Origin of the sequence: Bacteroides sp. HPS0048 (assembly GCF_964240755.1) — a bacterium.
GTDB lineage: Bacteria > Bacteroidota > Bacteroidia > Bacteroidales > Bacteroidaceae > Bacteroides > Bacteroides nordii.
Genome location: NZ_CAXSVC010000022.1, coordinates 54,195 through 71,920 on the forward strand (window position 1 = coordinate 54,195; position 17,726 = coordinate 71,920).

A 17,726-nucleotide genomic window follows, 5' to 3' on the forward strand; every position below is an offset into this window, starting at 1 on the left:
GTCTGCAAAAGTATAAAATTATTTTTTTAAATCAGTCATTTATGGACATAAAAGAATATTCAAAGCTGATAAAAGCCAAGCGCAAGGAACTGGATGACCTGATGAAACGGAAGATGCCGGTCATAGCCGGACGAATGGCAAAAGACCATTTCCAGGACAATTTCCGCCGGGAAGGTTTCGTAAACGGTGGATTACACCCGTGGCCGAAAGCGAAAAGGCTGTCCTCGGGACGGACCGATGCGGCAGGGCAGTACGGGACGCTGCTATCCGGGAGGAACCACCTCTTCAGCTCTGTCAAGTACGTGCCGGGGGACTACCGGGTGAGAGTGGCCAACGACCTCATATACGCCCCCGTCAACAACTGGGGAGGGGAAGTGCATCCGACCGTTACGCCACGAATGCGGCGCTTTGCGTGGGCGAAGTATTACCAGGCTTCAGGCAAGGCTAAAAAAGCCGCCACAGGCAAAAGAAAGGGCAAAAAGAAGGGTTCTGCCGCAAGCAATGAACCGCAGGAGAGCCCGGAGGCACTGAAATGGAAAAGACTGGCGCTCACCAAAAAGAAAAAACTCCGGATACGCATACCACAGCGACAGTTCATCGGGGAAAGCAGCGAACTGTCCGACAGGATAACGGAAAAGACAGAAAACGAAATCAGAAACATTCTAAATTTATAAAGACATGGAAGAAATATTCATCGCGATCATGGAACGCATCGCCGGAAAGATGCCGGAACTCTCCTATATAGACGAGGATTACGGACAACTTGAAGCAGGGGCGGAAGAGGACAGCTATCCGGTCACGTTCCCCTGTGTGCTGATCGGAAACACCGAATCGGACTGGAACGACCTCGGGTACGGGGTACAGAAAAGCGAGTCACTCATCACCATACGCCTGGCCATCGACTGTTACGACGACACGCACTACACTTCAGGTACCTATGATAAAGTAAAGGAACGCCAGCAGAAGGCAAAGGAACTGTATAGGATACTCCAGGGATTCCAGTGCTCGGAAGAAGCCAGCCCGCTGGTCAGGGTGAAGAACCGGGACTATTCCCTGCCCGGAAACATCAAGGTGTATGAAACCGTATATTCCTTCACGTTGCATGACGAATCCGCAATGCAGGAAAGTGCGGCGAGGTTTATTCTCCGGTAAAGAGCGAAAGCTGGACGGCTGTCAGGCGGGGCTTCTTCACCTTCGGGACGGGTTTCACTTCCAGATCCTTCAGTTCCCGGCATTTGCGCCGGATAATGGACATGATACGTTCCTCGGAAATGAAAAATTCCTGCTGGGACAACACTTTCAGGGCGTCATCAAAGCGCAGGCGCTGTACCTCCGTCCAGTAATAGTAACGGCGGCACAGGGCTTCATCACGGAGTTCTATCAGGTTCTTGTCTCGTCCTTTGGCCATAATTGTGGGATACTTGCTGCAAAATTAGGCATTTAACCGGTCATTATAGATAAAAAAACGCCGCATCGTATATGAATGCGGCGTTTTCTGTTTAGAGTGTGAACAAAATCACATGGTCATCAGTTCGGTGTCATCCTCACCCGGAACAAACGGCTCGATGCGGGTAATCACCTTGCTTTGCACCTTCACCCGTCCGCTACCCTTGCAGACCGGGCATGTGGCAGATGAAGGAGCCCCTCCCTGATCCGGATAAAAGACACGTCCCTTGCCTTCACAACGCTTGCAGGCCATGACATGTGGCGCGATATTCTTCGTCTTTTCCATAATTACAACCGGCAGAATGAAGGCTCGATACGATGCCAGACACCGTTCTCGTCACGTTTGTGGAAATAATAATTCACTGCGGTCTTGTACACTACGTTACTTTCGCGGAAGAGGTCCATGATTTCGGTGTACTCGCTATCGAAACGGTCCTCCAACTCGTACAGTTTGCTCACCGACTTGTAGTCCAGGTCACCCTGGCGGTTACGCTCGATCATCGTCATGCCGAGCTGGTACATCGGATCATCGGTACCCAACTCGCGCCCCATGGCATAACGCTTCAGGTAGTCCACCAGGCGCTCGGCGGCAAGATCGGCACGCTCGTCGAAGCTCTTCACCTTGTTGCTTCTCACCTCCAGCTTCATGTCACCGTCCACGATGGTGAAACTCGCCTGCTCGTCCTTGCGGAGCTGGCCGTATTCACGCATCACCGCACGGAAGGCGGCGGCTTCTTTCTCCACCCAGTCGCGGAACGCTTTCACATCATCCACAACCGGGAGCAGCTTGTTCTTCACTTCAAGCATGAACTGCGCACGAAGGCCCTCATAGGCGTCGCGCCGGTTACGCTTGTTTTCCTTCTCTTCCTGCTGGAGCTGTTTCAGCAGTTCTTTTCTGTCCTGTGCGGACAAGCTCTTTAACTGTTCTTTTAAGTCCATAACTAAAAAATTTGATGGTTATTATTGTTGTTTATTCTCACGTTTACGGCGGATGGCACGCAGCTTCACCTGCAATGTGTCCAGCGCCTCACAGTCAAGTTCACGGAACTCCTTGCCGGCGATACGGCTGTCCAGGCAGAAAGTATTCACCTTGCCCCAATCTGCCGTATCAATACCCAACAACTGCATCTGGTGCAATACCGCGGAGCGCTTTTGGCGGAGAATCTTCCGGAGCTGTTCCTGGTAAGTGGGCGGTACCAGCTTCTGCATGGCGGCCACGGCGGCACTGTATTCCTTCAGCGTCATGTCACGCAGACTCGTGGTACGTCCCTCCGTGTACTGGGAAACGATGCTTTCCTTCAGCGCATCACGATCGGATGTCGGAAGGCGGTTCAAAAGGCTGTAAAACGCCGAGTAATTCTCGGGTTTGTTCAATTGCTTGCGGCTGTTGATGTCTATCTGCATGGCTATGTCGGTTTTAAGTTATCCCTTTAAAAAGGGTACGCCTCCAAAAAGAAGTTAAAACGTCACTTAAAACTTTTACAATTATGCCGGAGAACGTACCCTGATTCATTATTTTTGTCTGTCACTTTTAAATTTTACAATTATGAAATTTACAGAAGAAAATGCTAATGCCATTTTGGCCGAGATCAACAAGAAATGTTCACCGTACGAATGTCCCATGTGCAAACAAAGAACAAACTTTATTTTCGGTAAAGGTGAGTCTCAAATTTTATCGTTCCAACGGGAAGGGATGCAATTAAAAGCTGATAATGGCATCAATTTTATCCCTGTCATTGTCGGATATTGCCAAAACTGCGGCTATGTAGCGCAATTCAATCTGAATGTCATTTTCCCAGAGAAATGACACCTTTTTGGTAGGTATCATTTTGGAACTTTCCTTCTGATTCACCAGAGGTTCGGCTATCCACATTCCGTTTCTGGTGAATCACTTCAACCGACACCACACTGTTCCTGTTGGTGTTGATCGCCATAATGTATCTGTTTCCTTTCTGTCCTTTCTCGTAAAGATAAGCCCAGTTCTCCTCAACCTCCACGTAACCTTGGCGGTCAACCGGAAGACCGAAACCGTTCACGATTTGCACACGGACCTTCAGACCTTCGAATTTCTTGAATATATTGCTCATAATATTGAAGTGTTACAGGTTATTCAACTCTTATCCTTCCGGTGTATTGGTTTCCCCGAAACTTCATCCCCTTGGTGAAGCCGCCCGGATATCCCAGTTCCTTACTTCTCGCGTTTGCCAGCAACAGATGTTCCCGGCTAAGGGAGGCTACAAAACCTTTGTCCTTTTCCAGTCCCATCTCTCGGGCCTTCCGGGTGACACTGCGTTCGGAAACACCGAGCATTTCAGCCAGCTCCCGGTTGAGGGTATTGTGATAGTGGCGACGCATGATGGAAAGCATATTGCCGTTCCAGAATATACGCGTCGAGTAGCCGTTATGCTCCACAATCCGCCCCTGGGTCCGGTGCATGAAAGTACCATCGGGAACCTTCCGGGTCTTACGGTACCGCTCCCGTTTGTATTCCAGCACACATTCATGACACCAGGAACTCCGGCCTCCGTTCTTCAGCGGATAAAATTCACGCATCCACAACTTGCGGCCGCAATGCGGACAAACACGTTTACGTTTCTGTTTGTTGTTATTCTCACTCATGGCTGTTTATGCTACATTCATCAATTCAAATTTTCCCGCCAAAACGGGATAACATTGATATCCGCCTTTCTCACCTGGGCCTGCATCAGCGCCATGGACAGCAACATGCAGACACGTTTGTCAGTTTTGACGGTTCCAGATATGGAACCCACAACATGGTCACCCTTGCCGGTCACGATTGAACCCGCAACCTGCTCAAGCCCGTCCGGATGATCCTCACTGGCCGCAACGCTCATAAAAGCGCTAAGGTCGTTCTCCTTACAAAAGTTCTCCACATACCGGCAGAGTTCCATTACTGCCTCTTTCTGTTTTTCTGTAATCATTTCTGTAATTTTTAATTGTTAATTAATTATATGTTATTTCTCAAGAATATAATCACATTCAAGAACCTTGACACCACTGTAAAATGTCACTTTGGACGTATCAGTGATACCGAAATGTTCTTTATCCGCGAAAATCATATTTTTCACACCGGACTTCATTTGCCGGACAACGTCCTTAGCCCTTTTATCAGTCCAGCCATGAGCGGCAAAACCGGCCTTGAACTGGTAAGTGGTCGTTACGGCACCGTTCTGGATCCTGGTGGAAACAGTAACTGTACCCACACAGTTCTCTATTGTTTTCTTCTTTCCCATGATGATTATTTATTTGTTGGTTTCCAATCCACTGTTATAACCGCATCCAGTTCACCACTGCCTTCACAGACCGGACAAGGTTTCCGCACATCCTCGCGGCTGCCTTCCTCCGTTCCCCAGAACCAGCCGTTACCCTTGCAGTAACCACACTTGTGACCGGTACTGACGAAGTTCTCGCGGTTAGTCCCTTTACACATATAGGCAGGAGGACAGATCTCCAGCTGTTTCTTTATCCTGCTCATGCCTGGCCCCCTTTCTGTTTCGGCCCCGCCACATTCCAATAGTCATAGGCGCCCTTCTCCCAGATTGTGTATTCACCTGTGGACCCCTGATAACGTCCCTTACTGAAGGCGACATAGCCCTCCACCCATATCTTCAGATCTGCATCATACATCACACTCGTGGCCGCATCACCTTTAGGATTTTTGCCGCGGGCATGGCTGATGAAAACAAACAGCTTGTCCGGAAACTCCTCCTTCAGCTGGATATAGTCACGATACGTCATCTGTGTGTATTGGAAGCTGTCAATAATCACGATGTTGAAACTTTTATGACGTCGGAGTCTGATCTTCAAGGTGGGGATGTCCTCCTTGATGAACGCCAAATGGCGGCTTACCTCGGCCATACCAAAGCGCCGCAGGTTATTCTGGACTGTCAAAGAAGTTCCTTCCTCCAGGGAGTTGAACGCCACACGGTCATACTTGCAAAGTTCCTTGCAGAGCTGCATCACAAAGGAGGTCTTTCCGTTGCCGCTATTACCCCACACGAACCAGCAGCCCCGGACTTCCGGAGTGTCGAAGGCGTCCTTCCATTTCCCCTCGAAAGGGAACACGTCATACTTCTTGTTCAAGATGTCCCTGACATTCAAGGCACGCTTCATGCCGGCCTTTTTATTATCCTTTTTCTCTTCTTCCATAGTCAGAACAGTCTTAGTTGTCGGATATTGTCAATTCGGTCAAGCACGGCCTGCCGTGCGGCACCCCGCAGCTTCTCGTGGCAGAGCATCCTGCCGAGTGCCCACAGAAGGGCGTTCTCACGGGTGGCAAACTGTCCCCATTTGCGCCCCGGGTTGAAACCGCCGCCGGAACCGTCCACCTCCATGTGAACGCCGGAGGTCCACCAGCCGTCCTGCTGCCCCACAAGGGCATCCAGATAGTCGCGTCCATTACGGTAAACGGTCACCGTCTCGTATTCCGTCAGAACGGGATAATCACTCCAGGGAGCGGGGAGCTGGTTACGGCCGTCTATTCTCAGGTATTCAAATTTGTTTTCCATATCCTTTAAATTACGTTTGAACGGTATTTGAACGGGAATCATTCCCCCGTCATGCGTTTTACCTTGTGAATGGACTTCCTCACACGGCGCAAATCAAAGTCACATGTCGAAGCCTCCTTTATCACATTGTCGATATCCCTCTTGTCGGTCACCCCATTGGCGGAACAGATCGCGAACACGTCATTCACATCCGTGGGTTCCAGTTCATAGAACTTCCGACCTATACGGCTGTAGAACTCCTTGTAACCAGGCTTCTGGTAGCGCAGGCCGTTACTGATGCGTTTGGCAATATAATCAGTACTCAAGAACACAACACCGCATTTCTCCTCCAGCTTATTGTACAGGCTGATAAAGTAGTGGAACACCGGTTCGGTCAGCTTGTCCGCCTCATCGAACACCAGCAGGGGTGCGTCCATCTGGATGATGTCATCCAAAATAAGTCCCCATACCTCACGGATATTATACCCTTCAGTCCGGATTCCGACCGTGCGGGCAATCTCACGAACGAAGTCACCTTTCTTCATGTCCTCGGAGCAGAGGATATAGAAAACCTCCTTATGCTCCTGAAGGTAAACACGGGCGGTGGTACTCTTACCACAACCGGCCTCACCGGTCACCCATGTGACGTTACGCCAACGCTGCGCATCGGAAAGCACAGCCGTGATCTCCTGGTAAGCACCGGTCTCTACAATCTGCCAGCCGGTAGCGCTTACACCACCGACCTGCGAAGCGACATTACGGAACATCTCGTCGCTGATATTCTCATAACGGCCGTTCAGGATATTGCTCACAGTACCCACACTGACTCCCTTCAGACTACCCGCGGCTTTCGTCTGGCTCGGATACTTCGCCACGTAAGCCCGGAGGCTCTCGCTGATGGCGTCTTTCTCTTTCATTGTAATTTCCATAATCAATAATTTTTATCTTGTTATAAATCTGTTCCTTATAATTTTCCGACCACCTTACGGATGCTCACTTCCTTCTTCTCAAAACTGTCCCATGTTACGTTGCTGATGACTTTCATGTCACGACCTATGGAAGGACGGGGCGGCTGACTGTATTTTCTTGTGCGGCGGTCAATCTGGCGTTGAGCTTCCTTGCCGAGCCCTTTCAGGTCAGGAGTACGCAAACCGTTCTGTTCCGGTGCGACACCATGCTCATACTCGATATCCTTGGCGACGACCTGACGGTTTATACGCTCATTGATGACGGCCTCTTGCTGGGTGCGGATGAAACGTTTCTCGTCTTCCGTCTGCTCCTGCTGGGCACGGTGGATCATCAGCGGGAACGAAGCCACACACTCGAAACGCATTGCTCCGCCCTTATCCTTGTACAGCAGGCGCACGCTGCTCATGTCATAAGGATCGTACTGGACATAGAACTTCTTGTAGGTGTTACGCCGGCGCCATTCTAGATCAGGCTCACCGGGAGCGGAGAAAACCTCGTAGGGGTATTTCTTTCCCCGTACCGTGATCTCGATACCGCTGGCGGTGAACAGAGACGGTTTTTCGGTTGTGTACCAGAACATTTCCACCATATCCGGCACACTTACCGTATCAGTAGCCTCGTTCACGCTGGTATTGTACATTTCCATACGAGAGATGCCGGTGACCGGATGCTTCATTGAGTTCCACTGCTCACGGGAAGCGGCATACTGCTCCTTCAGCTCCTCCAGTGTGGGAAGGGAGTCGATGTTCGCGTTGATGAATTCCAGGTTCGGACGGCTTGTCTCTCTCTTTGCCGTAATATTCTGCCCGGTGAAACTGAAACGTTTTTTCAACACCTGGCTCTGGAAGCGGTAGAAAATGTTCTCAATCGTTTTGGACTCGCCGTTATACGGGGCTGTCGGGCGGTGGATACGGCTGATCTTCGAGAAAAGGCCCAACGCCGCGTTTTTCTTATGACCGCCCTGGTTGTCGCACACGATCTCGTAAGGTTTGTGCCGGCTCGTTTGGATAGCCATGCGGAAAGCATGGTACTGGGCGATATAGTCCTCATTGTCGCTAATGTAATAACCGAGCAGAACTTCACTATAGGCATCCACCACCTCATACACGCTTGTAGTGCACTTATTTCCGTTCTCATCACGATAGTAGAGGTTCAACTTCGTACCGTCACCATACCAGAGGCTGTCACGACGGCTCGGAAGGATTGTCCGGTGTTTACGGTCATAACGCTGGTGTGCCTTCATTTCCCCATAAACGGCATCGTACCACAGTGGTTCGACACGCGGGCTGTTGAACCATTCGCGGAGGCTGCGGGGACTCTTCAGGGGTTTCCAACCACGTTCTGGAGCGACACGGTTGTACTCCTCGAAGATCTCCATATCAGTATAAACCGGAACGCGGCTACGTTTCAATGCAACAAGGTAACGTCCACCGTCCTCCTCGATCTTCAGCGTGTTGCTGTTGCCGTATTTACCGCTCACAAGCACACCGTAGTTGTCGGGACGAAACTTGTTTATCAGGGCTTTCAACCGGCCCACACTGCCCGGAAGACTATGCCCGTACACCGGACGCCATTCCTCACTCGTGACAAGCAGAAGCTCCCAAAGGTTACGGCGGAAACCGGTCAGCTTGTTATTGGATGAACTCAAGCGTTTGAACTCTTCCATCAGCGCGTTCAGTACCGAGGCATTCCAGGTGTATTCCTTCTTCACATCCACGGGAAGAGCGACCATCTCACCGTTCTTGTCGTAGCGGTACTCCTCAAAAAATCTCTCGGCCTTCTCGTCTTTCTTCACTATGTTACGAATCATTTCTTCTCGCATCTGTTGCTCGGGCTCGCCATGGCGAGCAACCCAGCGTTGCTTATACTTCTCGGGAAGGGAGGAATAGGAATACAGGGCTACATTGCCCTCGCCACCGCCACGGTTGACACTTTCGATGTTACCGCGACGGACATTCTGGTATAAAGTTATATACTTCATCACCGGGTCATCCCCTGAAGTAAGTTCTTCGCAGGTCACACACAATGTATTATCAAAATATTCCATCTTCCAACTTGATTATCAATCCTCTAAACCATTCAAGGGGACATGCCTCTTTATCAGTCTCGCTGAAGCCCCGAAGTTCAACACTACGAGAAGCTCCGGCAGTGGGTGGTCGAAGACCACGGAAAGCAGGATCCCGAAACTCAGACAGAAGTAAAGCGCACAAAGGCGCTGTTTCCGGTTCAGACGGGCAAACCAGCGCAGCTGGTCACCGAACAGTGTCATCAGGTCTCTTTTCATCGTCGTCTTTCTTTTGAGAGTTATCACCTACCTTGGTACCACCACGCTCGATAGCGAGCTTGCGGATGGAACGGGCCAACTTGCTGTTCTTGCGAAATGCAAGGGAGTGGGAGACCATTTCTCGGGAACAACCCAGTAAACCGGCTATTTTACCCACCTCACTGTATTCTACGACTATTCGTTCTTTCATAATTCACTGATATTTAATTATTATAGCGGGCAGTCGCGGACTCGAACCGCGGACCATGACCTCTCCCTTACAGGAGTTTGGTGTGTTCTACCAACTGAACTAACCGCCCAGAAAACTTATCGAAGTTCTTGCATTGCATCCTCCGGGACACATATCACAGTCCAAACCTGACCATCTTTCATATAATCAACATTATATTCACGACCGAAAGTACAAATGTTGTAATCCCAATCACGGATTATACCATCAATGATCTCACCGTTTCTCTTGGTGATTCTCACACTTTGTCCCTTTTTAAATTTTGCTTCCATTCTATCCTCGTTTTAAAGTATATTAATATCAATCACATCCAGCACATTACTCGTTCTCAGACTACTCACAACCAAAGTGGCTAAAACGATACTGTTTTCTGCCATCCACTTCTTCGCCTGCCTAACAGCCACTTCCTTATTGTAACCATCCGGAATAAAGGCTCCCAGATCATTATAACTCCCGTCTGTCAATTCAAAATAGTACCGTTTCATAACTTTCTATTTAACCTCTTCTATAGTTGGGGCAACCCGGTAATCAAAACAGGAACGGCAATAAGCCAACCCGCACTCGTTCTCACAGACCACGATACCGGTCAACGCATCAATCTGGTAGGCGAAAATATTTTCGTCATCATTCAACTCTTTAAGGGTGACAGCAAACAGGTCCATTTCTGCCCAGTCAACGGTTACTTTCAATGCTTTCATTTTCTTCTTTTTATATTTCTCATTGCCACCTCAAGCCTTTTTTGTAGCTTTGGGGCGGTGTTCACACTTTGAATACGCTGCAAATATAGTATGAGATTTTCATACTACAAAATAAAATAGCGTAATTTTTCATACTTTATCAAGATTATGGATGAGAATTTCAGATTTATACAAGTTCTTGACGAATTAAAAGAGAAGGGCATAATAACAGATTATGTTCAGGCTGCGAATGATTTAGGAACAAATAAAGCAGGTATCAGTGATATAAAAAGCGGAAGAAAGAAATTATCAATAGAGCTTCTTCGCCGTCTGAAATTATCATACCCAACGACTAATATAGAATGGATTATAATGGGAGAGGGGGATGCATTTGTCACCTCTAAAACTAATAATTCCAGCAATCCAAGTTCTGAAACTTCATTTTTTATAGAGAAAATAGCCCAACAAGCAGAGGAAATAGGAATACTTAAACAAACAATCGTGCAACTCAAACAGGAAAGCGCGGGGCGTGTTTCAGGTGCGGAAAGTTCAACACTTGCAGGTGTCGGATAAAATGCGTTTTATGGGGTAAAGGGGGCAAAAAGAATTAAAATATTGATTTATAGCACAATATCTTAAATTATAGGGGAGTAAATAAATATTATCAATGTATTGTTTACTCCCTCAAATAGTTTAAAAACAAGCAAAAACAAATCCTATTTATATTGTATAGATAGGTAAATCGCTAAAAAATAACCCCAAAATGTAAACCCAAGTGTAAACCCTACTAAAACGTTTCGTTTTTGTAACGGGAAAAATGTAAACCCAAGTTGTAAACCCAAGTGTAAACCCTTTCCATTTTTCCACCCGTTCAAACCGTTCAAATGAGTAACAGATTCTTTCAGATGTACTACTTGAAAAGGATACCACCCAAAAGACACAAAAAAAGCCGCAAAAAGCGGCTTTATAGACGTTCTAAGGCCGTTTTAGACCTTTCTGGTAGTCTTTATCAAGTGCGACTGGATAATCATCGCACGTTTCGTGTATTTTACGGCTCCATCGGTCAAACCGGCATGTAACAGACTGCTCTTGGTGATACCGACCTCACTCTCCGTCAAAGTATCAAATATGGCGGAAATGCTGCCGAAATAGAGGTTCTTTTTCTCATAAATCAGGTGTACATGGATAACTTTAGTCATAGTATATTGCATTTATTTTGCTGCAAATATACCAAATATCATCTATATGGAATAATTTTAATAAAAAAATAGGAGAGAGTACTATGCACTCCCCCTACTCTATTTGCACAAACCGATCTTTTTGCCTACCTTTATACATGAGAGCCAATCAGAAACAAATCGAAGAGTAAATTGACTGCACGATGTCCAATTTCTCCCCTATCCTACCTTCAATGTAAAGCATTTCATTTGAACGGCGTTCAAACAGAGCTCAATTGTAAGCCCAATGTAAAGCGATGTAAACGCTTCGTTTTTCCAGAGTACTCTCCCCTACTCTACCATAACACTTTGAAAACCAAAGCAATCAAGCTTTTTCAGGCTGACCACATATTGACACGCTTCGTTTTTCCCCCCTTATAAATTAATGTATTACATTTGTGGCGTTACAAACCACTCTCAAAATAAGGTGCTTATGAAACGTAATCTATTTTGGTTCTTTTTATTCACTTGCTCTTTATCATGGGCAGACAATGTGCCTGTGTCAAAAGCAGAACAACTGGCTCGTAACTTCTTTGGAATTCACGAAACTACCCGGGCAGGTGATAGTATGCAATTGGAGTATATCTGGGATGGTGAGGATGTACAAACACGTGTAATGACCTCATCACCAGCCTTTCATGTTTTTAATCGTACACCGGAAGGAGGTTTTATCATTATTGCGGGTGATGATGTAGCATCTCCTGTACTGGCTTATAGTGATACCGGAGAATTTGAAGTAGAAAATATGCCTTCCAATCTGCAGGGGTGGATGCAATATTACCGTGAACAGATTAACTGGGCCAGAGAACAGCATATAACTCCATCTGAATCGGTTATGAAGCTTTGGGAACAATTGCAACGCGGGGCTTTAGCTGATGATGCAGAAAAAGAAGTTTTATTGAAAACAGCTCTTTGGAATCAGAATGCTCCTTATAATAATTTATGTCCCAAAATATCCGGAAGTTCTACTCCTACAGGTTGTGTTGCAACTGCACTGGCTATTGTAATGAAATACAATCGTTGGCCGGATCAGGGAAGCGGCGGGACATGTACTTATACTCCTTCTATATATGGAAGTCAGTTATCTGTAACCTATAATGTTCCATATCAGTGGGATAAAATGTCTCATGTATATGAGATAGGAAAGTATGTAGGAACGCAAGCTGATGCTGTAGCAACATTGATGTATCACTGTGGGGTGTTGTCGCAGATGGAATATGCGCCAAATGGAAGTGGAGCCTTTACTTTGATAGCAGCCAGGGGGATGATAGAGTATATGAAATATGATAAAAGTATGGCTGTATTACAACGGGAGTGGTATACGGATGATGAGTGGGACGCTTTATTGAAACAAGAGTTGGACGAGGGACGGCTTGTGATCTATGGCGGCAGTAATTCCAAAAGAGAAGGACATCAGTTCGTTTTTGATGGTTACAAGGCTAATAGATATCATGTTAACTGGGGATGGGGCGGCATGGCCAATGGATATTATTTGTTATCTACTTTGGAGCCCGATCAGCAGGGTATAGGAGGTAATTCAGGAGGAGGATTTTCGATAGGGCAAGATGCTGTAGTCGGTATCAAGAAAGCCGAATCCGGTTCCGGTTATCGTGATTTGCTATATTTTTTTGATGGAACAACAAGTTCCGGAGAAGCTTTTGCCGGGTTGACAACTACAGAGACTGATTTTCGTCTTAACACTTCATTTAAGGTGAAAGCCGGATTTATAACGAATGCGGGGCTTCGTGACTTTTCCGGAATCGTAGCTTTGGCTTTGGTAGATAAACAGGGAAAGGTGAAACAACTTATATCGGATTCTAAAAATATTGACCTGAGTGCGATGAATGCAGCAGGGCAAATATCAGGTAGTGGAGTTGTTTTTTCTTGTAAAATCACTGAGACACTTGTTGGAGGCGACCGGATCAGGATGGTGTACAGAGCCGGAGATAATCAGAATGATTTTGAGTGGGAAAGCGTAAAAGGAGGAAGCGAAGTCTCTACGGAGATTCTTGTCAAAGAAGATCTGACAGGAATAAATCATGTTGAACAAGATAATATAGTACCCGTTACAGTTATATATAGGGACGATCGAATCATAGTGAAATCCTCTGTCGCAATGACCAGACTGATGATTTATGATATGCAAGGACATTTGTTGGAGGAGGCAGAATGCCATGGAAATATGGAATTTAGCCTGTCTTGTAAAGAGTATATTCCGGGTATATATATTTTGAGAGCCGTTACTACAGAAGGAGTTGGTAGTAATAAATTTGTAATAAAGTGATTGTTTTGAGAGTGTACTTCTGATTATACAGAACCGGCAAGTTTGAGATAAATGGCATTCTCACTTGCCGGTTTTGCTTTTTATTACTATTTTTGTTTAAAATCGTGAAACCATTTGTATGAAACAAAGCTTTTATTTATTAGGATGTATGTGTATTGTGTTGTTGGCAGGTGCTTGCCGTACTCCGGGTATTCAACCACAAAAAAATCAGAATATGGATAGCCAGATAATAGTTACAACTACTTCTCCTAAAGGTGGAGCGGTCTCTGTAAGTTCTCCTCCTGTGTATATTTATAAAACGAGGGAGGACTACTCACACCTGGTTCCGGTTATCATGAATGATGCCCGTACCACTATTGTTTCTTATCCGCACCCGCGTGACCTTCGTATAGGTGACAAACTGTGTTTGCCTACACTGCTGGAAAAAGGCTATTGGTTGGACAATAGGGGGATTGGCCGGAATGTTGTCTTTCTTTCCTATACGTACGAGGAGTATAGTCAATTGGGTAGTGCACCCTCTATGGAGGAATTGATGGCACATATTCATGATAAATATCCTTTAACCGAATGGCATGAATGTGGACGCCGGGCAGATTATAAAAACATTGTTTCTGAATTAAATAAACTTATAGAACAAGGCTTTCTGCAAAAATAACTATATATTTGCGCACATTATTATAGATAAGAATAAAGAATGAAAGAATTTGTAATCTCCGAAGCTCAGGTCGAAACAGCGGTACTCGTAGGACTCATCACGCAGACGCAGGATGAACGTAAGACGAAAGAATACCTTGACGAACTGGAATTCCTTGCCGAGACGGCTGGGGCGGAAGTTGTGAAAAAGTTTACCCAGAAGTTGCCGACAGCCAATTCTGTAACTTATGTGGGAAAAGGAAAACTGGAAGAGATAAAGGAATATATCCTAAACGAAGAAGAAAACGAACGGGAAGTAGGAATGGTCATTTTTGATGATGAACTTTCTGCCAAACAGATACGTAATATTGAAGCAGAGCTGAAGATTAAGATATTAGATCGTACTTCGCTCATTCTCGATATATTCGCTATGCGTGCTCAGACTGCCAATGCTAAAACACAGGTGGAACTGGCGCAGTATAAATACATGTTGCCTCGTTTGCAACGTTTGTGGACTCACCTTGAACGCCAGGGTGGTGGCTCTGGTTCGGGTAGTGGTAAAGGAGGTTCGGTAGGACTTCGTGGCCCGGGTGAAACGCAGCTTGAAATGGACCGTCGTATTATCCTCAATCGTATGTCACTGCTCAAGGAGCGGCTGGCTGAGATTGACAAACAGAAATCTACACAGCGTAAGAACCGTGGACGTATGATTCGTGTGGCTCTTGTTGGATATACCAATGTAGGAAAGTCAACGATCATGAATCTTTTGGCAAAGAGTGAAGTGTTTGCGGAGAATAAACTTTTCGCTACGCTTGATACCACAGTGCGTAAGGTGATTATAGAAAATCTGCCTTTTTTGTTGTCCGATACTGTAGGATTTATTCGTAAGTTGCCCACAGACCTCGTAGACTCTTTCAAATCTACTCTTGACGAGGTGCGTGAAGCCGACCTGTTGCTACATGTTGTAGATATTTCTCATCCCGGCTTTGAAGAACAGATTGAAGTAGTGAACAAAACACTGGCTGATATCGGTGGTGCCGGAAAACCAATGATATTGATTTTTAATAAAATAGACGCTTATACTTATATAGAGAAAGCGGCTGACGACCTTACCCCCAAAACAAAGGAAAACTTAACACTCGAAGAACTGATGAAGACGTGGATGGCTAAAGTGGAGGATAATTGCCTCTTTATTTCCGCCCGCGAACGAATCAACATAGAAGAACTGAAGAGTGTTGTTTATAAACGCGTAAAAGAACTACACGTACAGAAGTATCCCTATAATGATTTTCTTTATCAGACTTACGAGGAAGAAGAGGAAGAATAATTATTCAATGTGCCAATATGCTAATGTGCCAATTGGTTGTACTATGCCACCGAGAGGCATTGGCAGATTGGTATATTAGAAAATTGGCAAATTATTTTATTTATGGGAAAAGATTACAGAAGATTGACTGAAGACGAAGTGCTTCAGTTGAAGAGCCAGTCGTGTCTGGCTGATGATTGGGGGAAAATCTCTGTGGCCAAGGACTTTACTACCGAGTATGTGCACCATACCCGCTTCTCAGGCGAGGTAAAACTCGGAGTTTTCCAGTCGGAATTTACTCTGCCGGGTGGGATTAAGAAGCATTCCGGGCTACGGCATGTCACCTTGCATAACGTAACAGTAGGAGATAACTGCTGTATTGAAAACATCCAGAACTACATTGCGAACTATGAAATCGGAGATGATGCATTTATTGAGAATGTTGATATTATCCTTGTAGATGGCCGTACCACTTTTGGTAATGGAGTAGAAGTTGCCGTATTGAATGAAACGGGTGGGCGGGAAGTACTGATTAATGATAAACTTTCGGCACATCAGGCTTATATTTTAGCTCTGTACCGCCATCGTCCGGAACTAATCAACCGTATGAAGGAAATCACCGATTATTATTCCAATAAGCATGCTTCTACTGTCGGAACAATCGGAAACCGGGTCATGATACTTAATACCGGTTCTATTAAAAATGTGCGGATAGGAGACTGTTGTCATATATGCGGGACCTGCCGTTTGTCAAATGGTAGTATTAATAGTAATGCAATTGCTCCGGTGCACATCGGGCATGGAGTGATTTGTGATGACTTTATTGTTTCTTCCGGTTCGCATATTGATGATGGAACAATGTTGACCCGTTGCTTTATTGGACAAGCTTGCCGGTTGGGGCATAACTATTCGGCTTCAGACTCTTTGTTTTTCAGCAATTGCCAGGGAGAGAACGGTGAGGCATGTGCTATTTTCGCCGGCCCCTATACGGTGACACATCATAAATCAACTTTATTGATTGCCGGTATGTTCTCGTTTATGAATGCTGGTTCAGGTTCAAATCAAAGTAATCACATGTACAAATTAGGTCCTATCCATCAGGGAACAATGGAACGGGGTGCGAAAACGACTTCTGATTCTTATATTCTCTGGCCGGCGCGTGTAGGAGCTTTCTCGCTGGTAATGGGGCGTCATGTTAATCACGCTGATACATCTAATCTGCCATTCTCTTATCTGATAGAACAACAGAATACCACTTTCCTTGTCCCTGGAGTTAATTTGCGTAGTGTAGGAACCATTCGTGATGCTCAGAAATGGCCGAAGCGTGATAAACGAAAAGATCCGAACAAGCTGGATTATATCAATTATAATCTATTGAGTCCTTATACCATTCAGAAGATGTTTGCAGGGCGTACTATTCTGAAAGATTTGAAGCGTGTATCGGGTGAAACTTCGGAGACCTATTCTTATCAGAGTGCTAAAATAAAGAATTCTTCGCTCAACAGTGGTATTCGTTTTTATGAAATAGCTATTCATAAATTTTTGGGTAACTCTATTATTAAACGTCTCGAAGGTATTAACTTCCAAAGCAATGAAGATATTCGTGAACGTTTGAAACCAGATACTGAAATAGGTACGGGCGAATGGGTGGATATTTCCGGATTAATTGCTCCGAAGAGTGAGATAGAGAAACTGATGTGTGGTATTGAGAGTGGAGAAATCAATCGCCTGAAAGAAATCAATGCTTGTTTCTCAGAGATGCATAATAACTACTATACCTACGAGTGGACATGGGCGTACGGTAAGATACAGGAGTTCTACGGGCTTGATCCCGAAACGATTACGGCGAAAAATATCATTGATATTGTACGTTCCTGGAAAGAAGCTGTTATCGGGCTGGATCGTATGGTCTATAGTGATGCGCGCAAGGAGTTTTCTTTGTCTTCCATGACTGGTTTTGGTGCCGACGGTTCTCAAGATGAAATGAAGCTCGACTTTGAGCAGGTACGTGGTGATTTTGAGAGCAATCCGTTTGTAACCGCTGTATTGCAACATATTGATGATAAGAATGCTTTGGGCGATGAATTAATAAATCGTATCGGGCAGTTAGTGTAAAAAGGTGAAAATCGGATATATATCACCACAGACTATTTTTTGTGGTGATATATATAAA

Annotated in this window: 27 protein-coding genes and 1 tRNA gene; 8 read left to right on the forward strand and 20 right to left on the reverse strand. The window is 45.7% G+C overall.

Translation table 11 applies throughout. From position 1 onward, the window contains the following. Positions 1-41: 41 nt before the first annotated feature. Positions 42-674, forward strand: a complete 633-nt coding sequence (locus ACESQI_RS16525) for a hypothetical protein (RefSeq protein WP_008762171.1) — start codon at positions 42-44, stop codon at positions 672-674. 4 nt (positions 675-678) lie between these two features. Beyond that, positions 679-1,152, forward strand: coding sequence for a hypothetical protein (locus tag ACESQI_RS16530; RefSeq protein ID WP_008762170.1), 474 nt, complete (start codon positions 679-681; stop codon positions 1,150-1,152). Here ACESQI_RS16530 and ACESQI_RS16535 read toward each other — a convergent pair. The 4 genes from ACESQI_RS16535 to ACESQI_RS16550 all read right to left on the reverse strand — a co-directional run bounded on the left by ACESQI_RS16535 (position 1,139) and on the right by ACESQI_RS16550 (position 2,850). Next, on the reverse strand, positions 1,139-1,408 hold the full coding sequence (locus tag ACESQI_RS16535; protein WP_008762169.1) for a hypothetical protein: 270 nt from the start codon (positions 1,406-1,408) through the stop codon (positions 1,139-1,141). The two genes, ACESQI_RS16530 and ACESQI_RS16535, sit on opposite strands and share 14 nt — an antisense overlap. 108 nt (positions 1,409-1,516) lie before the next feature. Then, positions 1,517-1,732, reverse strand: a complete 216-nt coding sequence (locus tag ACESQI_RS16540; protein WP_008762168.1) for a molecular chaperone DnaJ — start codon at positions 1,730-1,732, stop codon at positions 1,517-1,519. A 2-nt stretch (positions 1,733-1,734) separates the two neighbouring features. After that, on the reverse strand, positions 1,735-2,385 hold the full coding sequence (locus tag ACESQI_RS16545) for a DUF3164 family protein (protein WP_008667116.1): 651 nt from the start codon (positions 2,383-2,385) through the stop codon (positions 1,735-1,737). 21 nt (positions 2,386-2,406) lie between these two features. Continuing rightward, positions 2,407-2,850 carry a hypothetical protein gene (locus tag ACESQI_RS16550; RefSeq protein ID WP_008762167.1) on the reverse strand — a complete coding sequence of 148 codons (444 nt, stop codon included), beginning with the start codon at positions 2,848-2,850 and terminating at the stop codon, positions 2,407-2,409. A gap of 142 nt (positions 2,851-2,992) precedes the next feature. Between ACESQI_RS16550 and ACESQI_RS16555 the strand changes: the two genes are divergently transcribed. After that, on the forward strand, positions 2,993-3,253 hold the full coding sequence (locus ACESQI_RS16555) for a hypothetical protein (protein WP_008667114.1): 261 nt from the start codon (positions 2,993-2,995) through the stop codon (positions 3,251-3,253). On the opposite strand, the gene ACESQI_RS16560 is transcribed toward ACESQI_RS16555, so the two are convergent. The 15 genes from ACESQI_RS16560 to ACESQI_RS16630 form a co-directional block, all read right to left on the reverse strand. After that, entirely contained in the window at positions 3,234-3,533 is a 300-nt protein-coding gene (locus ACESQI_RS16560; protein ID WP_008667113.1) for a hypothetical protein, read from the reverse strand. The two genes, ACESQI_RS16555 and ACESQI_RS16560, sit on opposite strands and share 20 nt — an antisense overlap. A gap of 19 nt (positions 3,534-3,552) precedes the next feature. Next, positions 3,553-4,065: a hypothetical protein gene (locus ACESQI_RS16565; protein ID WP_008667112.1), complete on the reverse strand. Its 513-nt coding sequence runs from the start codon at positions 4,063-4,065 to the stop codon at positions 3,553-3,555. Positions 4,066-4,085: 20 nt separating this feature from the next. Next, positions 4,086-4,388, reverse strand: a complete 303-nt coding sequence (locus ACESQI_RS16570; RefSeq protein WP_008667111.1) for a hypothetical protein — start codon at positions 4,386-4,388, stop codon at positions 4,086-4,088. 33 nt (positions 4,389-4,421) lie between these two features. Continuing rightward, complete coding sequence (locus ACESQI_RS16575) at positions 4,422-4,700, reverse strand: hypothetical protein (RefSeq protein WP_008667110.1); 279 nt, start codon at positions 4,698-4,700, stop codon at positions 4,422-4,424. A gap of 5 nt (positions 4,701-4,705) precedes the next feature. Further along, complete coding sequence (locus tag ACESQI_RS16580; RefSeq protein WP_008667109.1) at positions 4,706-4,942, reverse strand: hypothetical protein; 237 nt, start codon at positions 4,940-4,942, stop codon at positions 4,706-4,708. After that, positions 4,939-5,616, reverse strand: coding sequence for a hypothetical protein (locus tag ACESQI_RS16585; RefSeq protein WP_008667107.1), 678 nt, complete (start codon positions 5,614-5,616; stop codon positions 4,939-4,941). The genes ACESQI_RS16580 and ACESQI_RS16585 overlap by 4 nt, the downstream gene beginning before the upstream one ends. 2 nt (positions 5,617-5,618) lie before the next feature. Next, complete coding sequence (locus ACESQI_RS16590) at positions 5,619-6,017, reverse strand: hypothetical protein (RefSeq protein ID WP_008667105.1); 399 nt, start codon at positions 6,015-6,017, stop codon at positions 5,619-5,621. Further along, positions 6,014-6,883, reverse strand: coding sequence for an ATP-binding protein (locus tag ACESQI_RS16595; protein ID WP_008667103.1), 870 nt, complete (start codon positions 6,881-6,883; stop codon positions 6,014-6,016). Before ACESQI_RS16595 ends, ACESQI_RS16590 begins: the two co-directional genes overlap by 4 nt. Positions 6,884-6,918: 35 nt before the next feature. Continuing rightward, positions 6,919-8,970: a transposase family protein gene (locus ACESQI_RS16600; protein ID WP_149990371.1), complete on the reverse strand. Its 2,052-nt coding sequence runs from the start codon at positions 8,968-8,970 to the stop codon at positions 6,919-6,921. A 15-nt stretch (positions 8,971-8,985) separates the two neighbouring features. Continuing rightward, positions 8,986-9,207, reverse strand: a complete 222-nt coding sequence (locus ACESQI_RS16605) for a hypothetical protein (RefSeq protein ID WP_008762164.1) — start codon at positions 9,205-9,207, stop codon at positions 8,986-8,988. Further along, on the reverse strand, positions 9,176-9,397 hold the full coding sequence (locus tag ACESQI_RS16610; protein ID WP_008762163.1) for a hypothetical protein: 222 nt from the start codon (positions 9,395-9,397) through the stop codon (positions 9,176-9,178). The genes ACESQI_RS16605 and ACESQI_RS16610 overlap by 32 nt, the downstream gene beginning before the upstream one ends. A 26-nt stretch (positions 9,398-9,423) precedes the next feature. Next, positions 9,424-9,506, reverse strand: a tRNA-OTHER gene (locus tag ACESQI_RS16615). Positions 9,507-9,513: 7 nt separating this feature from the next. After that, positions 9,514-9,708, reverse strand: a complete 195-nt coding sequence (locus tag ACESQI_RS16620) for a hypothetical protein (RefSeq protein WP_008762162.1) — start codon at positions 9,706-9,708, stop codon at positions 9,514-9,516. A gap of 12 nt (positions 9,709-9,720) precedes the next feature. Beyond that, on the reverse strand, positions 9,721-9,921 hold the full coding sequence (locus tag ACESQI_RS16625; protein ID WP_008762161.1) for a hypothetical protein: 201 nt from the start codon (positions 9,919-9,921) through the stop codon (positions 9,721-9,723). Positions 9,922-9,927: 6 nt separating this feature from the next. Next, entirely contained in the window at positions 9,928-10,134 is a 207-nt protein-coding gene (locus ACESQI_RS16630; protein ID WP_008762160.1) for a hypothetical protein, read from the reverse strand. A 147-nt stretch (positions 10,135-10,281) separates the two neighbouring features. On the opposite strand from ACESQI_RS16630, the gene ACESQI_RS16635 reads away from it, so the two are divergent. After that, the gene (locus tag ACESQI_RS16635) at positions 10,282-10,686 is read left to right on the forward strand and encodes a hypothetical protein (RefSeq protein WP_008762159.1); all 405 of its coding nucleotides are present in this window, start codon (positions 10,282-10,284) and stop codon (positions 10,684-10,686) included. 413 nt (positions 10,687-11,099) lie between these two features. Here ACESQI_RS16635 and ACESQI_RS16640 read toward each other — a convergent pair whose 3' ends face one another. Continuing rightward, positions 11,100-11,312 (reverse strand): hypothetical protein, encoded by a 213-nt coding sequence (locus tag ACESQI_RS16640; RefSeq protein ID WP_008762158.1) that lies wholly within the window; start codon positions 11,310-11,312, stop codon positions 11,100-11,102. 451 nt (positions 11,313-11,763) lie between these two features. On the opposite strand from ACESQI_RS16640, the gene ACESQI_RS16645 reads away from it, so the two are divergent. From ACESQI_RS16645 to ACESQI_RS16660, 4 genes are all read left to right on the forward strand, one after another. Then, complete coding sequence (locus ACESQI_RS16645; protein ID WP_263667759.1) at positions 11,764-13,614, forward strand: thiol protease/hemagglutinin PrtT; 1,851 nt, start codon at positions 11,764-11,766, stop codon at positions 13,612-13,614. 118 nt (positions 13,615-13,732) lie between these two features. Then, positions 13,733-14,269: a hypothetical protein gene (locus ACESQI_RS16650; RefSeq protein ID WP_263667758.1), complete on the forward strand. Its 537-nt coding sequence runs from the start codon at positions 13,733-13,735 to the stop codon at positions 14,267-14,269. A 39-nt stretch (positions 14,270-14,308) separates the two neighbouring features. Then, complete coding sequence (hflX, locus tag ACESQI_RS16655; RefSeq protein ID WP_195661477.1) at positions 14,309-15,574, forward strand: GTPase HflX; 1,266 nt, start codon at positions 14,309-14,311, stop codon at positions 15,572-15,574. A 102-nt stretch (positions 15,575-15,676) separates the two neighbouring features. Next, positions 15,677-17,668, forward strand: a complete 1,992-nt coding sequence (locus ACESQI_RS16660) for a DUF4954 family protein (protein ID WP_007483991.1) — start codon at positions 15,677-15,679, stop codon at positions 17,666-17,668. The last annotated feature ends 58 nt before the right edge of the window (positions 17,669-17,726 follow it).

What these genes read in the sequence shown, in the direction of transcription:
- ACESQI_RS16550 (WP_008762167.1), bottom strand. Translation starts at nt 2,850, where the DNA reads ATGCAGATAGACATCAACAGCCGCAAGCAATTGAACAAACCCGAGAAT.
- ACESQI_RS16630 (WP_008762160.1), bottom strand. Translation starts at nt 10,134, where the DNA reads ATGAAAGCATTGAAAGTAACCGTTGACTGGGCAGAAATGGACCTGTTT.
- ACESQI_RS16540 (WP_008762168.1), bottom strand. Translation starts at nt 1,732, where the DNA reads ATGGAAAAGACGAAGAATATCGCGCCACATGTCATGGCCTGCAAGCGT.
- ACESQI_RS16660 (WP_007483991.1), top strand. Translation starts at nt 15,677, where the DNA reads ATGGGAAAAGATTACAGAAGATTGACTGAAGACGAAGTGCTTCAGTTG.
- ACESQI_RS16585 (WP_008667107.1), bottom strand. Translation starts at nt 5,616, where the DNA reads ATGGAAGAAGAGAAAAAGGATAATAAAAAGGCCGGCATGAAGCGTGCC.
- ACESQI_RS16535 (WP_008762169.1), bottom strand. Translation starts at nt 1,408, where the DNA reads ATGGCCAAAGGACGAGACAAGAACCTGATAGAACTCCGTGATGAAGCC.
- ACESQI_RS16555 (WP_008667114.1), top strand. Translation starts at nt 2,993, where the DNA reads ATGAAATTTACAGAAGAAAATGCTAATGCCATTTTGGCCGAGATCAAC.
- ACESQI_RS16570 (WP_008667111.1), bottom strand. Translation starts at nt 4,388, where the DNA reads ATGATTACAGAAAAACAGAAAGAGGCAGTAATGGAACTCTGCCGGTAT.
- ACESQI_RS16590 (WP_008667105.1), bottom strand. Translation starts at nt 6,017, where the DNA reads ATGATTCCCGTTCAAATACCGTTCAAACGTAATTTAAAGGATATGGAA.
- ACESQI_RS16545 (WP_008667116.1), bottom strand. Translation starts at nt 2,385, where the DNA reads ATGGACTTAAAAGAACAGTTAAAGAGCTTGTCCGCACAGGACAGAAAA.
- ACESQI_RS16565 (WP_008667112.1), bottom strand. Translation starts at nt 4,065, where the DNA reads ATGAGTGAGAATAACAACAAACAGAAACGTAAACGTGTTTGTCCGCAT.
- ACESQI_RS16640 (WP_008762158.1), bottom strand. Translation starts at nt 11,312, where the DNA reads ATGACTAAAGTTATCCATGTACACCTGATTTATGAGAAAAAGAACCTC.
- ACESQI_RS16645 (WP_263667759.1), top strand. Translation starts at nt 11,764, where the DNA reads ATGAAACGTAATCTATTTTGGTTCTTTTTATTCACTTGCTCTTTATCA.
- ACESQI_RS16610 (WP_008762163.1), bottom strand. Translation starts at nt 9,397, where the DNA reads ATGAAAGAACGAATAGTCGTAGAATACAGTGAGGTGGGTAAAATAGCC.
- ACESQI_RS16625 (WP_008762161.1), bottom strand. Translation starts at nt 9,921, where the DNA reads ATGAAACGGTACTATTTTGAATTGACAGACGGGAGTTATAATGATCTG.
- ACESQI_RS16620 (WP_008762162.1), bottom strand. Translation starts at nt 9,708, where the DNA reads ATGGAAGCAAAATTTAAAAAGGGACAAAGTGTGAGAATCACCAAGAGA.
- hflX (WP_195661477.1), top strand. Translation starts at nt 14,309, where the DNA reads ATGAAAGAATTTGTAATCTCCGAAGCTCAGGTCGAAACAGCGGTACTC.
- ACESQI_RS16530 (WP_008762170.1), top strand. Translation starts at nt 679, where the DNA reads ATGGAAGAAATATTCATCGCGATCATGGAACGCATCGCCGGAAAGATG.
- ACESQI_RS16595 (WP_008667103.1), bottom strand. Translation starts at nt 6,883, where the DNA reads ATGGAAATTACAATGAAAGAGAAAGACGCCATCAGCGAGAGCCTCCGG.
- ACESQI_RS16635 (WP_008762159.1), top strand. Translation starts at nt 10,282, where the DNA reads ATGGATGAGAATTTCAGATTTATACAAGTTCTTGACGAATTAAAAGAG.
- ACESQI_RS16575 (WP_008667110.1), bottom strand. Translation starts at nt 4,700, where the DNA reads ATGGGAAAGAAGAAAACAATAGAGAACTGTGTGGGTACAGTTACTGTT.
- ACESQI_RS16525 (WP_008762171.1), top strand. Translation starts at nt 42, where the DNA reads ATGGACATAAAAGAATATTCAAAGCTGATAAAAGCCAAGCGCAAGGAA.
- ACESQI_RS16580 (WP_008667109.1), bottom strand. Translation starts at nt 4,942, where the DNA reads ATGAGCAGGATAAAGAAACAGCTGGAGATCTGTCCTCCTGCCTATATG.
- ACESQI_RS16650 (WP_263667758.1), top strand. Translation starts at nt 13,733, where the DNA reads ATGAAACAAAGCTTTTATTTATTAGGATGTATGTGTATTGTGTTGTTG.
- ACESQI_RS16605 (WP_008762164.1), bottom strand. Translation starts at nt 9,207, where the DNA reads ATGAAAAGAGACCTGATGACACTGTTCGGTGACCAGCTGCGCTGGTTT.
- ACESQI_RS16600 (WP_149990371.1), bottom strand. Translation starts at nt 8,970, where the DNA reads ATGGAATATTTTGATAATACATTGTGTGTGACCTGCGAAGAACTTACT.
- ACESQI_RS16560 (WP_008667113.1), bottom strand. Translation starts at nt 3,533, where the DNA reads ATGAGCAATATATTCAAGAAATTCGAAGGTCTGAAGGTCCGTGTGCAA.